This window comes from Legionella gresilensis (assembly GCF_900639865.1).
GTDB lineage: Bacteria > Pseudomonadota > Gammaproteobacteria > Legionellales > Legionellaceae > Legionella_C > Legionella_C gresilensis.
In genome coordinates this window covers 16,907-32,173 of sequence record NZ_CAAAHX010000014.1, presented here as the reverse complement: position 1 = coordinate 32,173, position 15,267 = coordinate 16,907, and the positions used below count along the sequence as shown (strand labels likewise).

Genomic DNA, 15,267 nt, shown 5'->3' with positions numbered 1-15,267 from the left:
CTTCCCCCGGACTTATCTCCAGCAATAAGCAAGATAGCTTTACGCATTGGATCAAAAGCAAAGGCTAGCCTCCATACACCCTGATCTGCCTTAAATCGAAGCTTTTTCATATTAGCATGTTTAGAGCCTTTTAAAGTGTCTACATGAGGGCGACCTAGCTCTGGCCCAAATTTCTCTAATACCTTTAAATGAGCTAAGCACTCGTTCTGAACTATTTCGTTTAGTTCATCAAATTCATTATTGAAATCATCTTGAAATAAAATTTGCCATTTCATAAATTTCATTATGTCATTAAAAACATATGTTGTCAAATACATATTTTCTTAATGACATCCTATTATTATAATATTATTGTAAGAACCTACTTTAGTCAGAATTAGATAGATAAGTTGATCTTACTCAGATCTTATTATCTACCCAATACAAATCAGGCTCACGAATAGTTAAGCTTAACGTTAGTCGATAGCGGATAATATTTTTTTTCTTTCTGGATGCCCATATACATAATCAAGCAATAAATCATATAAATTTAGAAACGACTCTGATTGACTACGGTTACAAAGATAATTGAGCATGTAAAGAGTGACAATAATACCTGCTGCATCCGCACTAACAATACCTTGGTAGCCATTTAATGGCACATAGAGTTTTAATGGCCCTGGCATCTCGGGTGTCATATAAAGACCTCCATTGCTAAGTTTATAAAAGTGCCAGTAAGCACCTTGATATTGGCTACAAAACTTGGTAAACACGTTATAAAGGGTTGACTCAGCAACTCCATGCCAACGGCCAAAGTGATGAGGTAAAAAATCAAGACGCTGTGTATCTGCAATAAGTTTTGGTGAAATAGTTAGCATAGAGAATCCCTTTAATTTGGTATTGTATCTAAAAGAAAATTACACGTTGTTTAGGCGTTGTTTTAACCGCATAAGCTCGGCTGCTTGCTCCATGTAAGCATGCTCTAAAGAACTTAGATAAACTTGTCTTTTCTTGGAACGAGAGAAAAAGGATTTGATGGAAGAAAAAAGTTTTGGTAAATTAAAGACAGTCATTTCACTACTCCAATAGTGTTTTGATTAGTGATATTTGGCTGTTCTAAGCAACTAAATATCACGCTTAACTACCCTTCTATATTACCAATAAGTGGTTGAAATTTCAATAATTTTGATCGAAAATATCTATAAAAGTTGTCTTTAAAATTGAATTTCAAATAAGAAATTTTTTACCTAAAAAGTATTATTAATAGTATATTTTTAAACAATTTAATTTGCTTCATTTTTTATTAATACTATAAATACACAGTTGAAATAAACCAGCATAGAATATTGATGGATAATTAATCGCTCTATTAAACAGGCAACAAAATTTTATAAAAAATTAGCATTTAATTCCTATAATTTATTAGTTATGTTGATAGCTTTAAAAATTAAAAATACATTAAAATTTAAAAAATAATTAAAGGTATTTAAATTAATTATTACCTATCTTTTCCAAAACTTATTTTCTTTAATAATAGGTTAAAATCAATTTTCAACCTAAACTAGGCTTTAATTTAAGAGCCACCCTATCAAGAATAATCAATCACAAACACGCAATTGACTTGCGCTTAAAAATGAGCAGTACTGAGATGAGGGAATTTTTTTTATGAATTTGAAGTGAAGTGTACTTTCTAGAAAGGCAGCACACCTTTCGCATTACTAGCATATGCCCTTCTCTTCCTTTATCCATCAGGAGTTTAAGGGTTTGTTGCTAATTTATTTGCATAAAACGGCGGTGAAGAAGTGATGAAGTTTTTGGTGAAGAAAAAATAAGGCAAAGTCCTTACTATTCCTGGCCTCTAGCGTCGACGTCTCATCTTGTTCATCACAAACTTCATCACTTCTTCATCACGCCAATTGAAATTTATGACTGAGGTTTAAGAGAAATCGTTTGAAGTTCACTATATTTACTGGCTGCTGCACGCTGTAATTTATCAAAATCTTCTAGATTTAACCTTAAGAATTCAGTCGATAATTTTTTAATAAGGGCATTCATCTGAATAATGAGTTGATGACAATATTTTTCGACAGCGTCATGTTCTTTAACATCATCATGTTCATTAAACTTTTGACAAAGTCCAATTTGAATTAATTGATTAACCAAATTAGACAGTGAAACATTATTTTTTATTGCAAGCGCTGCGAGGCAATGATGTAAATTTTCAGGCAGTGAAATCGTTAAACGTGACATGGAAAACTCCTGGTTTATCGTTCTAATTCTTTGAATAGTTCTTTATTAATTTCTACATTTTCTCTTTTAATTGCATGGTCATTTGTATTGATTTTTGACGTCATTATTTTTGATAATTTCTGCCATTCCATGTGAAATTTTTTATCAATAATGGATTGAAGTGCTAGTTGATTTTGGTGGCTAAATTGTTTTTCATGCTGAGCTAACTGAGCACTTGAAGTGATATCAAGGGATGCTGGTTTTTTCGCAGTGTTTTTTTCAATCGCTTGTAGAAGTTTTTCTTTATCATCCGTTACCAAGGTCATCCCATGAATGGCTCTGGAAATCTGGACATAGAAATTATTCAGTGTAGTCCCAAATCGATTAAATGATTCCATTAGACCAATATCAAAAGGCGCGTCTTTTCCTTGAACTTTGTAGTTAGTCAGCACATAGCTGTAGTCGAGATGGTTTAAAGCGGGATGCGTTTTTTCAAGTATTAAGGGGCGTCCTTCTTTCGTGACAAAATGAAGCGACTCTTTATTAATTTCTAAAAGTGTTGCACACTGCCCGTTACGAATTTCCTGTGCTTTAAAATTACGTGTCCACATGACCTTATCACCTTCTAAAAGCGCTAATGGTTTTGCTTCATACACCTCAATGAGTCGCTCAAAAGGGGCTACGTGCGTTTTATAGTGTGGTAAGTTCTTCAAATTAAATTGTATTAACTTACCCTCTTCATCTATGAGTGGTAATACATTATCTTCCCGATGTCTTTTACTGATATCGCTTACCGTATAATAAAGGCCTGAAGCAATTTTATGTCGTTTAAAATCTCGGTTAAAGCGCACCTTGTCACCCTTTTGATAGTAGGCCACAAATCGCTGCTGTATGGGTTCCATTGTTTTTGCTTTAAGTGTCATGTGACTGAATGGCTGACCGCTTAAGGTGCCCTCTTCTTTTAAGCCCTGTCGAAGCAACGTCGTAATAGACTCACGATTGGCATGCGTCGGTGCAAAAAGCAAGGTCTCCTCTCGAGCGGAAGGCGCTAATGAAAGCCAATGATTGGCAATCCAAGCAACTCGCTCTTCATGGGTTGATAGTGTTTTAACATCAAGCTTATCTAAGGCGTTTTTCACCTCTCCCTTTGTTGCTGCCATAACCGCGTCTTTAAGCACCTCATTTTTTTGTCGCACGATTTCATCCATGACAGTCGTCTCAATACCATAGTCTTGCATTAACCCAAAAAGGCGTCCCGCATTCACACTCGGCAACTGGGCTTTATCCCCGACTAAGACGAGTCTTGCACCGGTGCGTTCAATGTGCTTAATAAGTTCGTGACCTTGATGCGAGGACAACATGGAGGCTTCATCAATAATAAAGAGTGTCTTTGCTAAAGAGCCTGTTTGAGCTTCTTTTAATTCTTGGCTGACCACTGGAAAGACATCTGTTTTAATGCCTGCTTTCTCTTGCAATTCAAAGGCGGCCGAGCTTGCAACTGTAATACCCCGAAGCGCATAACCTTGTGCTTTAATGAGTAAGCTCGCTTCGGCAAGCATGGAAGTCTTTGCAACGCCTGCATAACCTTGAATAGCACTATAGCGGTCCTTGCTGGTTAGTAAGACGTTCATCGCTTCAATCTGCGAGTTCGTCATTGGATAAGGCAATAAAGGCGCTCGCTCTGTTTGAAAGGCTTTTACCGCTTGAAGGGTGCTCATGGCAGGAACTGTACCTTTGTTACGCTCGATACGTGCAATTGTTTCTGCTTCCAATGTCAAAAGCCAAGGTGTGGTCAACATTTTTTCGCCACTGTCTGGGCATCTTGCTTCATACAATGTTTGTTGCTTTATTTGCTGATTAATGGCTTTAATGATTGCTTGTTGCGAAACGGCTTTAGGGTAAATAAGGCTATGCTTCATCGCTTCGGTCCGTAGCGTTCTTTCTGAAAAAATAGACGTTCGCTGACTCAACGTTTCTGTTGCAACATGTAGGCACGCGAAAGCCGCATCAAGCTCTGAAGGTTTTGTATTTTTTTTAAGCGCGTTAACTAACGAGACCAGTTTATCTTTCATGCCTGAAAACCAAGAAACCGAAGGTTCTCTATCTCGATGTTGTATAAAGGCCTTTGCGTCAAATCCTAAATCCTTCGCACGTTGTTGCCAATCTTTTATGAGCAATTCTAAGTCTTGTTCCTCTTTCGTATTGCGCGTTAACAACGTTGCTGTTGAGGCACTTTTTGCCCCACGCCATCCCTTTTCATTGAGGAGACTCGTAATATCTTCACGTCTTCTTGAAAAGGCTTTTAAAACATGTTCAGGCACGCCATCAATTTCAAATAATCCATTGCCGGTTAACCGTAAGTGAAAGCCTTTTTCTTTGAGTAAATTGGCTAAATATTGGCGGTAAATTAAACCACAGTAATGCGCATTGTTCTGAATCTGCTCTATGACGCCTTGGTTTCTTGAAGTATCACTAGCAAGCGAGCGTGCCTTACCTTCATGAAACGTAATATTCATAGTGACGCAATGCGTATGTAAGGCGGGATCATTCGCACGCGAACTAGGTTGTCTAACGGCGGCGACCACTAAGTTATTCGTTTTCTCAAAAGAAATGACTCCACCACGCGAAATCCGAGTTTGAGCAAATTCCTTTTCAATTTGTTGGATAGTAAATTGCACCGCTTTATCGTGAAATTCAATTAACTCAGGTGCGACACCAAGCCCTACTAAAACAGACACACTTTTAGGTGCAGAAAAGGTCATATCAAATCCAGGGCGATGCTCCCCTTTGAGATTTTGTAAAACCTGACCATCAGGAAGCTTGCCTTCTAATAAAGCAAGCATTTGCTCTTTAAGTACCACGCCAGTTAGATTAAGACGCTTGCTCCCCTGCCCTAACCATTGCATGGCTGTCGCGTCATCTGCGTAATAATTAAATGCTTGCGTGTAGTAGTCAGCAGCATTAGCGGCTGATTTAAGCGGCTGTATACTTAACATTAATTCTCCTTTCCTTACACGTCAAATTCCATAACAGCCGGCTTTTTTTTTGAAATCTCAAACGAATCTATTAACGGCTCAACGCTCTTATTTACAACCACATTGTTTTGCAAGGCCTCATCCATCGGCACACTGCGAGCTACAAACCCTTTCCAAAGATGAGGCCGATTTTTAGGCTCAAGTTTGAGCTGGGTAACAGGATAGCTTCCTGGCAGGCGTACAAAACAATGTAACGTTTCTAATTCTAAAATTTGTGGGTAAGATACGATGGGGCGTGTAGTGCGTTGGTTGCCAAGCGATATTCCGTCTCGAATGCTGTTAGCGCCATAGGAATAATTTTCGCGAGACTCCTCAATCTCTTCTTCACCCAGCTCACTTGAAACGAGTCTTGCCATCTCACTACTAGGACTTCTAAAGAAAAAGCGCGTATTTAACAAATCAAAAATCTCTTTGCTGCCTGCTTGCCCATAGACTTTTGTCAGTTGCGAAAAACTTTGCATGCCTAATAAAAAGCAACCACCAAATTTTCTAACTTCAGCAATGGTTTCACCAAGAAGGGGTAGCTTATGAAGGCTAGGTAATTCATCACAAATAAACCAGATGCGGCGGTGTTGATTCGGTGTAAGGCTCAATAATGTTAACGATGCCATTGCCAGCCACATCGAAATTAAGGGCTTTAATGAATGATGGCTCTCCCCGTTAGATGAAATAAAAAGCCAACCTTGATGGTTCTCATGGGTTATATAATCATGAATAGAAAAAGGAGGCGCGCCACTTAAACTTAACCCTGATAAATTCTTAAGTGATTTTAAGTAAGTTGTTATAACGGAGCGAATGGAAATGGCTGTTTTTTCAATTTTACTACTGACCAAGGTTGCAGCAGCCGTGCCTTTAAGATAATCCTCTAAATATGAAAATTCATCGGTCAACAATAATTTAAGTAGTTTCTCAAGCGAGCGGTCTTTATCAAAACGCATTTTTGCAGCACAGCTTACAAAGACAGTTCTTGCGGCACTACTCCAAAATGGATCTGATTCTCCAAGTATCGGAATAAGACTTTCTGCCATATTTTCAAAATCTGCATCGCGAGGTGCCTCACGCCACATATCCCAATTAGCGCATCGCTCATCAAATGGATTTAAAATGACATCTTGATGTGCGTCAAAATAATGAGGAATAAAAGTACAACCCTTGTCATAAACAATGACTCTATCCCCTCTTTGGCGTAAGGCGTCCATAATTTTCATAATGAGCTGACTTTTCCCAGTGCCTACCGTTCCATGAATCAAAAGATGTTGTACTTCAGAGTCTCTAATGAGCGGAAACCCATCAATCATGATGTCTGATTGCTCATTGTTTTGGATAATTTGCTTGATAACATTGTCTCGTGTATCCAAGCGACTTCCGCGAATAAATTGATTCATCCGCTGCGCTTTTCCTCTATAAATAAAGTAAAGGACAAAGCCAAGTCCCAAAATAAATGAAAGTGCAAAGGCCGCTAATGCAGACTGCCCCAATAAATTAACTATATGGTTTGCATTCTCTTTGTAATACGGGTATTGAAGAATAGTTTCTACTGTCTGCTGATAGTAGGCACCATGAAATGAAAGATTAAATGTATGGCTTTGGCTTATAAGATTTAACAAATACGAACTATAGTAAGCCAGCGCTTGATATAGCTTTTCTAAAGGAGTAACTAACCAAGTAATTAACCCTGTTAATACTATCCAGAGAAAAAGACAAACCCATATTAATGTTTTTGTAATTTGATCCCACATCCGAAGATTATGAAAACTGATTTGTCCACCACGGGTATAATGTTTGAAATTAGGTTCATCACGCACGGTATTTAAACTCCTATCCTATTTTCAGGCAAAGCAGTAGCTACCACTGCTATAAAAATGGTTAAAGAAACTGGGTCTGGATTTAAGAAGCTATTCGATAGATAACTTATTTCCCTTATTAAAATAAATATCGAAAATAGTGAAAATTGTGCTAATCCCTATGCGGTTTAATTCCATTTTCACAAAAAAATAAGTTGCAGCAAGACTCCCAAAAAAGGAAAAGACAACTATCATAAATATCGCAGCCGATTCGCCGTAACTTCCAAATAAAGCACATAAAAGAATAAAAAATCCAAAAAATAGATAAGTAATGTGTTTAAATTTTCTAACCAGCAAAGCACCTGTTTTAAGCTTGCTTTCCAAGTGAAAACGAAAAAGAATAAAAAAATTAATAGACGGGGAAAGCAAAAGCATGGCACCAAAGCTCAAAAAAAATGCCATCAACGTTGACTCGCTCATGACTTGAGATGCCGCCTCTCTTGCTAGTCCTTCATTAGAGGGATGATTGATTCCAGCATAAGCAATAGTGATTGAAACAATTAACCAAATTTTCCAAAACCCACTAATAAATAACGTTAATAATTTCGAATAATATATTTTGGCAGGAATGATATCCGGATTAAGATTTTTTATTGTTTCAATATCCTCACTAATTGCTTCCTTTAACGCTTGATGATTCATTAGCTTACTCTCCTTTGTTATGAAGTCCCCAATTTTTAGGTAATTGTTCCATTAAAATGACATCTTTTTGTGCACGAATCATTCCTTCTTGTAACTTTAAATCCTTTTTATCAATTAGATCATGGCTTTTTGCCTTAATCAATTTTTCACCTTTTTTAAGATGTTGATGCACCTTATTATTCTGCTGATTTATATCTTGTTGTAATGAATTTAATATAGTTTCACTAGTGCCAAGCGTCATGGACTGCGCTTGCTGGGATAGTTGGTCAGTGTTTTTTTGATAATGAGATCCTAATTGGTTTTCTTGAACAACAAATTCACTTTGTTCCTTCTTATAGAATGATTCAACCTGAGCCTTTTTCTCTTTATTACCGAATTGTGTGATTAACTCATCTCGCGTGCTTGCAATAAAATCCCGACCTAAAGCCTGAAGCTTGTTAATTGATTGCTGATCACCTGGGTGACTAAATAGATCATCCCGAGTTGATTCACCAAGTTGTTGTGCTACGTAAGAGGGAAAGGCTTGATTTAAATCGGAAGTAATTTGTGATGAATGAGATTCCACAAAACTCTTGGTATTTTGGATGCGCGTAGCTTTTGCGAGAGAGGTATCCACATTACGACTGGCCGTTTCTGCCTCTCTCAAGTCAGCGCCTAACTGATTAGACAGGGAAGAAGCTTCTGAATGACTGTCATCAAAATGATGATTTTGTGAAAAATGCTTCACATAACTCATTGCATCATTGAAATCACGCGCTTGCCGTGCAGAAAGTGTACTATCCATACCTGTATGATATTTATCATTACTTAAAGATGAGCGATCAAATTTAAGGTGCGCATCGGCACCCGCATGTAATCCAGTCCCTAATTCAGCAAGCTTGCCCAATACAGTTTTTTGGCTTCTAAACCCAGCTTGTGCGCCCCAACCCCCACTAGTCAAATGCGAGAGCGCATCTTCTTTACTTACTCCCGTACGGCGCGCAACATCCTCGGCTATGTGACTAATGGTTGATAAGGCTTTGGAATATTGCCCTGTTTCAGATTCGGATACGCCGTCGCCCAAACGCATATCATGACCTGCCAATTGTGATAGTTGCAGAGCACGATGTGCAAAATTGGACAACGAGCTTTGATAATGTGCCGACTCATTTCGAGCAGCCTGAGTAGACTCTTCATAAGCTTGATTGAGTGAGGCATTTAATCCTTCTTGCGCATTAATCGACACGGCACTTCGAGTCATGCCGGGACTAATATCAAATACGCTATCGCCACTTCCTGTCATAGTTTTTAAAACCCCGCTTCCCAATTGTTCGGTGTGCATGCCTTGCATGTGCGTCCAATTTGAATCATGTTTGTTAGCTGAAAAATTATTAGCAGTTGTGTTATAAAAGCTGGTCTGACCAAGTCCGAAAGAGGCACTTGCCGCTTCCCCCGCTACTGACATGCTGGAGCCTTGCATATGACTCATCATGCTTGTTGCCAAATTACTAAACGCACCCCCTAAATTCGATACCAAACCATGAGAGAGAAAAGGGATAAGCATCATTAAGTAGCCACTTGCCCCTGAAATATCAGCATGTAACTCATCAATTTTATCAAGATTCACCATGGTGAATTGGCCATACTCATTGGAAGATGATGCGCCATAAATTGTCATACCCGCATTGAGAATTGCAAAGAGTACTGGCCAAAATTGTAATGACATGAAAAATTGCATATACCCATAAAGAATTTTTACTCCCCCAGGTAAGGTAGTTAAAGCAATAATTAGTGGAAACACACCGAATAATAAAAGAGTGAGACAGGTATGAGTGATTGGCAAAATCCAAAGCGCTTTTTGGCCCAACACTTCCCAACTCCATCGATGTTGAACTTGGGATTTCGTGAATTGCTGATTAACAATGCCTGCCGTTGCATCTGTAAATGCTTGATAATGGGCAATGCCATCACCCATGGCATTAATCATCATGCTTTGTAAAAAAATATTGCTGGCGCTATCCGTTAGGCCTTGGTAGTAATTAAAAGCAGATTTTAAATGGCTATTAAAGAGCGCTTCATAGGTCGTGTGGGCAACCTTACCAAATAAATTAATACCAAAAAAAGTGTAGGCCTTTTTAATTTCAGTATTGATTTTTTTGCGCAAACTAAAAGGACCTTCTGCTTTAGACGCAAGCTCACAAGTTGTTAATTTGCCATTGACGTTAATCATGCGAAGGGGCGAGGCTTTGGATGTAATCAGATTCCAGATATCGGTGGATTGCGCTAAATCACCTACGCTATACTTATGATTCATTCGAATATCGCCTATAACGCATACTCGAAAATACTCATTCATCTCCTCTTTAAGCACGGGGTCTTTAATACGAAAAGAAGTAGACGCTGAAATTAAACGGGAGCCAAACAGTGCACCTGTTTTTGTGTATTGTAAATCATCGGGCATACTAAGTAGCACATCATAGCTTTGTGCAAGGCCATAACCGATGGTAGTCACAAGACTTGCACTGAGCGCAAATACCACCGGCACATTATCAACCAATTTAGGATTTTGCGAAGAAATATCATCGATAAGCACCGAGGTTTTAGGTAATAACACCAAATTCACAAACAACACATAACCTAAAAACCAACGAGCAAACGCCATGGGGTCTCGTGTTTTTAGAAACCCAACTGACGACATAACAATGCCAATCAATGCCGTAATACGAAGAAGCCCAAAAAAACTGTCTTGCTTCATAAACGAAGCCATTGCATTGAGCACGTGCTTAAATAATTCACCGCCTGCTAAAACATGAATCGTTATCATCTTAACCTGCTCCTACTAAGCTGCCGTGTTCATGTTTGAGGCTACCTGCTTTTCAATACGAGCCATGCGTTCAATAAGCGAGAGCTTTTCCTGAAGTTTGTGGCCGACTTTGGGATCAATTGCAGCCACTTTGGTCGTTGCATCATTCACTCGCTTTTGAATTTCTTTCACTAAGTCAGAATTTAATTCAGAGCCTGCAGTGGCGATACTTACCTCCGTTAGTAATTCTGTTAGGTAATTTGTGAGTAGGTCTTGGGCAATTAACATGGAATACTCTTCAATATCGACAGCTGCACTGCCGTAATGCATGCTGTTTAACACCGCCAAAAACTTCATGACGGGTAATGATGTTAAGTTTAAAAAGTTAAGCTCTCGATTACCTGGTTTTTCATCACGAATTAACTTGGTATTGATGGTACGAATAATGTCTCGAACCTTATAAGTAAGTGTTGATGTTTCTGAAATGGAAATATCTTGTAAGCTCACCTGCATGCATTGGTCGTTACGTGTCTCATCCTTACATCGCCATAATTTAGCACTATGAGCACCCCGTCCAATGCCAATGAGCGCATTGATTAAATCAGCACTACCAGCCAGCGATGGCACACTCGTTACTTTACCTTCTTTATCGATAATTAAGGTGCCGGTTAAACTCATGACCATTTCTGCAAGTTCTCGGTCACTGTTTAAAAAGGACTTTGTTTTTAGCAGCGACCATACTAGATTTTTATTTAACACGACTTGTTTTTGACGCTCAGGATCGATGGATGCTTTTTTCATCACATTATCAAAGCCACTTCCTGAACAAGCCATTCGAGCTTGCACATAATCACTAAACAGCCCCTCTTTTCCCATCGCCGCTTGGTCTTTGCAGATTTTTTGTTGGGACTCGGCGGTTTTTGGCCAAAGCCCACCTACTAAGTTTTGTGAGAGCTGACAGGAGTTAATGCTTGCGTGATTGGCCATCTGCTCTAATTGTTGCAAATAGTCTCTGACTTGTTTGAGCTCAGGCACGGTTGAAGCAAGCATCACATCCACGGCATAGGCGCCAGCATTGGTCATGACTGATTTTCCCAAATCCACTAACTTTTGCGCGCTTAAAAAGCTCATGCTTCCTGTAAATAAATCAATCCCGCCACATCCGGCCCGATAACTTGGCAAATCTAATTGCACGAGCTGATATTGACGCACTTGATTGCGTGCATAGAGAGAGCCGCCACCAAAGAAACCTGCTGCTTGCGATTCAAACGCATCCGGTGAGGTAACATTCGCGGTATAGCCCATTTGGTTAAAGAAGTTATCTAAATCCGTACTGACATTGGCTGAGACTTTAAAATAAATTAGCCCAAGGAAAAGAAAGACAATTAATTTTTTCATCAAATTGCTCCACGCTTTTCATAGCGGGTTATTTTAGGAATAAGGGTTGCTAGACGCGCTTGTAATTCTTCAAATGTCATTGAGCCAAAACCGACTGAGTAAAGCGCTTTCGTTTTTGAATTCACTACAAATAAAGCGGGGTATTGAATGGGCATGCCTTGATAGGCGGCATTTACCCACGCGGTTGTGGCAAGCTTATACGTTGGAAATTCCGGTAAAGGCTTATTATCAAACGACAGGGCAAGAACAGTTGCGTTATTATTTTTTGCCCATCGCTTAAGCACCGGTGCAAATTGGTGACAATGAGGACAAGTATTTGCATAGAAAAAAACAAACCCGTGCGTGCTAAAAAATCCATTACTCTTTTTAGCCCCTACACTAACCTCTTTAAGTCTTCCTTCACGCTTAGCAATGAGGCCCTTTAACCATTTATCATTTTCTGCATAAACAGAAAAAGTGTTGAGCACGAGCATAAACATGAAGAGTCTAGAAGCATTCATTCTTGTTCTCCTTTAAAATGGGTTGCAACCTGTATTAAACGTGCCATCAATACATCTTGTGTGGTAAGCCCATAGGCCACAGGCAGAATCTCTTGATTGACAGGATTGACTAAAAGTAAGGCCGGAAAGAAACGTACACCTAATCTGTTTGCCTGCCCTTGGTCTATGCGTGAATCAGGCAGCTCTTTTGAAAGGGCACCATCGACACTCACAGGCATTAACGTTAAATGAAATCGTCTACAAAAATCAGCGATAATAGATATTTGCTTTAAGTCATACAGACTTTTTCCTCGATAAAAAAATAAAAGCCCATGCGATGTTGAAAGAGAGGTAATGGTCTTTATTTGTTTCGCTTGCCGAACTTCATCGGTAATTTTGGCACCTAAGTTAGATGTTGGATGGGTTACCGCATAATCAAGCTCAGGGTAGGCAAGGAGAGTTTTTTCAAAGAGTGTTTTAAAGCGTGACGATTCCTTAAGCCAGTAATCTTGAAGACTTAAAAACACCCACATGTCTTTGACCTTTTGGGTATGACGCGCCTTATGTAGCGCTTCCATTGTATAAAACCGAAGTACTTTATCGCGCTCTGTGAAACTTAATTGATTAAAAGGAATGCCTTGTCTTTTTTTTAAGGAGGTACTCTTTTGTTTTTCTTTTACGTTATACCAAAGAAAACCAACGGGCTTTTCTGGGCTTGCCCACACCAGAGGCATGATAAAAAAAAGTAACACAAGCTTTTTAATCATGTGCTTGCCCCGCTTGATAGAATTGCGAAATTTTGGCTTCACTTTTTGCACTTAAAATCTGTTTGTCTGGCAAGGTTTGGCGATTTTTAAATTCATCCGTTAAAAGAGATAAATCAAGTGCATCAAATTGAATACGCTCTAATTCTTCAGGGGTGATCCCGCGGCAATCAGGCGACTTTGGCTTACCAAAATCAATATGAAGTTGGCCAAAGCGTCCTTGGATTTGCACAATACTGGCAAGCATTGAGGGGAACACACAGTAAACATAATGCTTAATAAAATGCTTCGTGTAATGACCTACTTTCCGTACGCGTTTTGCCTGTTTGGCTTTCAAGAGCGCTTGTAAATCAGAAGGACATTGAATCGCCCATTTGCCCCACCCTTTATCCCGACAACAATCATGAATGCCAAGGGGATATGATTCACAATGTTTGGCGTGCCCCTTAAAAATGGCGGGCTCTGAAGCATTTATTTGGTGTAACGAAACATCCGCTGCCGCCCCCGCAAGAGCGCCTAATCGCGTGAGCCCCTCGGCGACATCCGTGCTTAACTCATCAGTCGTTTTATCGCACTCCCCTTTGGCGCAGTGCAAGGCATTCGGGCAGATGGTTTGCTTGGGGAAACACTGATTGACAGGGCAGCGAAACGTTTGTAGAAAAACATCACAGCGCTTATCCGTTGCAAGGCTGCATTGCGATTCGACTTGAGAACATCCTTCAGCAAGCAGTTTGTCACAGTCACTTACCATACCATCAACGCATTGATAGGTTGTTGCCTTACCCCAACAGGGACGCGTGATTAAAATGCCATCAATCACCCGAGTCGTGTTAGGTTCTAAACACAAATTTGATGCGTTTAGAACACATGTGCCCTCTTTCACTTTCGCATCATAGAAGCTGCAATTCGCTTCAGTCCACCTCTCCTCAAATTGGCTTTCAAGGGCTGCGATTGTCACAGTCCCACCAAAGGCTGATTCATCCCATAATAAATCAAACGTAACTGTTGGGTCTTGGCAATTAGGCGCTTTTAGCACCGCTAACGGTATGGCACCTTGCGTGATGAAAACGTCTAAGTGAACGCATTGAGGGCTTACACTAATAAGGTTATTAGCAGAACATAACGGCGGCGGTGTTTCACTATCACAAACACTTAAATGAATGGTTTTTCGAAGTTTCTCTTGACCTGGCTTATTCTCATAAAAGAGATAACGATTTACAGCTTGGGTGGTGGTTTTATAAACCACCGCGAGCGTGCTTTCGCAACGCTCTTCGCGATAGTTAGTTTTGTCTTCACACATCTTGGTGACAAAGTCCATTTGGCAATGGGCAGGCTCTTCATAGCAGGCGCCTTTTATAACCGAATCTGCATGAGATAAGAGAGTCTCCGCATATTGCCTTTCTAATGCATTGGGATTGGCTTTCAAATGAGGCTTCTTAGCTTGCGAGAAAATTGTTGAGGCTGTGTCATTATGAGCTGCGCGCGCGTGCCCCAATTGCCCTAATGGGTTATTGTTTTCTGACACAGTTATCAACGCTTCAGGAGGGCTTTCGGTATAATCCCCCATTATCGTTTTTGGATTAAATCCCTTTAATGAGTTAATCGCATCCTCTCGTGCTTTTAATACCTCAACGGGTATTTCTGCACAAGCAATAGCCATTGAAAAAAAGCATCCTGTTAGAATGATAAATTTAATCACCGCGCACTCTCTTTGCGTCTGTCAAAGAAAAACCACTCTCGCCACGACCTGCCATTCGCAGCAACCCCTCTTTAAGAGGTAAGTGACCATAAATTACATCAAACGCCTTGCCATCATAAACGACTAAAGCCGGGACTTGACGAATGTTAAAACGCTCAAATAAGGTGGGATCAATTTGTAAATTTAAATTTGGCACTTGTTTGCTTAAGCTTAAGATTTTGTCTGCCGTGTCAATCATTGAATCGTGATAGAGTCCATTTAAATAAACAGGAATGTGAAGGCGGCTACTTTCATGTAATGTTTCTTTCAAAAATGTATCGGGCATGGAAAAACTCACAAACACAGCGAGTGTAGTAGCCTTAAGGGGTGTATGAACAAGACAACTCATTAGTAAGGCAATTTTTTCCTTAAGCATC

At 39.6% G+C, this 15,267-nt stretch carries 13 protein-coding genes; all 13 read right to left on the bottom strand.

What is annotated here, in order from left to right:
- On the bottom strand, positions 1–275 hold a 275-nt coding region (locus E1P04_RS14670; RefSeq protein ID WP_131783698.1), incomplete at its 3' end, for a type II toxin-antitoxin system RelE/ParE family toxin.
- A gap of 180 nt (positions 276–455) precedes the next feature.
- Entirely contained in the window at positions 456–857 is a 402-nt protein-coding gene (locus tag E1P04_RS14665; protein ID WP_131783652.1) for an antirestriction protein, read from the bottom strand.
- 39 nt (positions 858–896) lie between these two features.
- A complete protein-coding gene (locus E1P04_RS17715; protein WP_165482802.1) occupies positions 897–1,052 on the bottom strand; it encodes a hypothetical protein in 156 nt (51 codons plus the stop codon).
- Between the two features lie 850 nt (positions 1,053–1,902).
- Entirely contained in the window at positions 1,903–2,229 is a 327-nt protein-coding gene (locus tag E1P04_RS14660; protein WP_131783651.1) for a hypothetical protein, read from the bottom strand.
- Positions 2,230–2,243: 14 nt separating this feature from the next.
- Positions 2,244–5,204, bottom strand: a complete 2,961-nt coding sequence (gene mobF / locus E1P04_RS14655) for a MobF family relaxase (RefSeq protein ID WP_131783650.1) — start codon at positions 5,202–5,204, stop codon at positions 2,244–2,246.
- Between the two features lie 14 nt (positions 5,205–5,218).
- Positions 5,219–7,048, bottom strand: a complete 1,830-nt coding sequence (traD, locus tag E1P04_RS14650) for a type IV conjugative transfer system coupling protein TraD (RefSeq protein WP_131783649.1) — start codon at positions 7,046–7,048, stop codon at positions 5,219–5,221.
- A gap of 90 nt (positions 7,049–7,138) precedes the next feature.
- Complete coding sequence (locus E1P04_RS14645) at positions 7,139–7,729, bottom strand: hypothetical protein (RefSeq protein ID WP_131783648.1); 591 nt, start codon at positions 7,727–7,729, stop codon at positions 7,139–7,141.
- Between the two features lie 4 nt (positions 7,730–7,733).
- Entirely contained in the window at positions 7,734–10,532 is a 2,799-nt protein-coding gene (traG, locus tag E1P04_RS14640; protein WP_131783647.1) for a conjugal transfer mating-pair stabilization protein TraG, read from the bottom strand.
- A gap of 15 nt (positions 10,533–10,547) precedes the next feature.
- Positions 10,548–11,909 carry a conjugal transfer protein TraH gene (locus tag E1P04_RS14635; protein ID WP_131783646.1) on the bottom strand — a complete coding sequence of 454 codons (1,362 nt, stop codon included), beginning with the start codon at positions 11,907–11,909 and terminating at the stop codon, positions 10,548–10,550.
- Positions 11,909–12,409 carry a type-F conjugative transfer system pilin assembly thiol-disulfide isomerase TrbB gene (gene trbB / locus E1P04_RS14630; protein WP_131783645.1) on the bottom strand — a complete coding sequence of 167 codons (501 nt, stop codon included), beginning with the start codon at positions 12,407–12,409 and terminating at the stop codon, positions 11,909–11,911. Before trbB ends, E1P04_RS14635 begins: the two co-directional genes overlap by 1 nt.
- A complete protein-coding gene (gene traF / locus E1P04_RS14625) occupies positions 12,406–13,155 on the bottom strand; it encodes a type-F conjugative transfer system pilin assembly protein TraF (protein WP_131783644.1) in 750 nt (249 codons plus the stop codon). The genes trbB and traF overlap by 4 nt, the downstream gene beginning before the upstream one ends.
- Positions 13,148–14,851 (bottom strand): conjugal transfer protein TraN, encoded by a 1,704-nt coding sequence (gene traN, locus E1P04_RS14620; RefSeq protein WP_165482801.1) that lies wholly within the window; start codon positions 14,849–14,851, stop codon positions 13,148–13,150. Before traN ends, traF begins: the two co-directional genes overlap by 8 nt.
- Positions 14,844–15,266: a type-F conjugative transfer system pilin assembly protein TrbC gene (gene trbC, locus E1P04_RS14615; RefSeq protein WP_131783642.1), complete on the bottom strand. Its 423-nt coding sequence runs from the start codon at positions 15,264–15,266 to the stop codon at positions 14,844–14,846. Before trbC ends, traN begins: the two co-directional genes overlap by 8 nt.
- Position 15,267 lies beyond the last annotated feature (1 nt).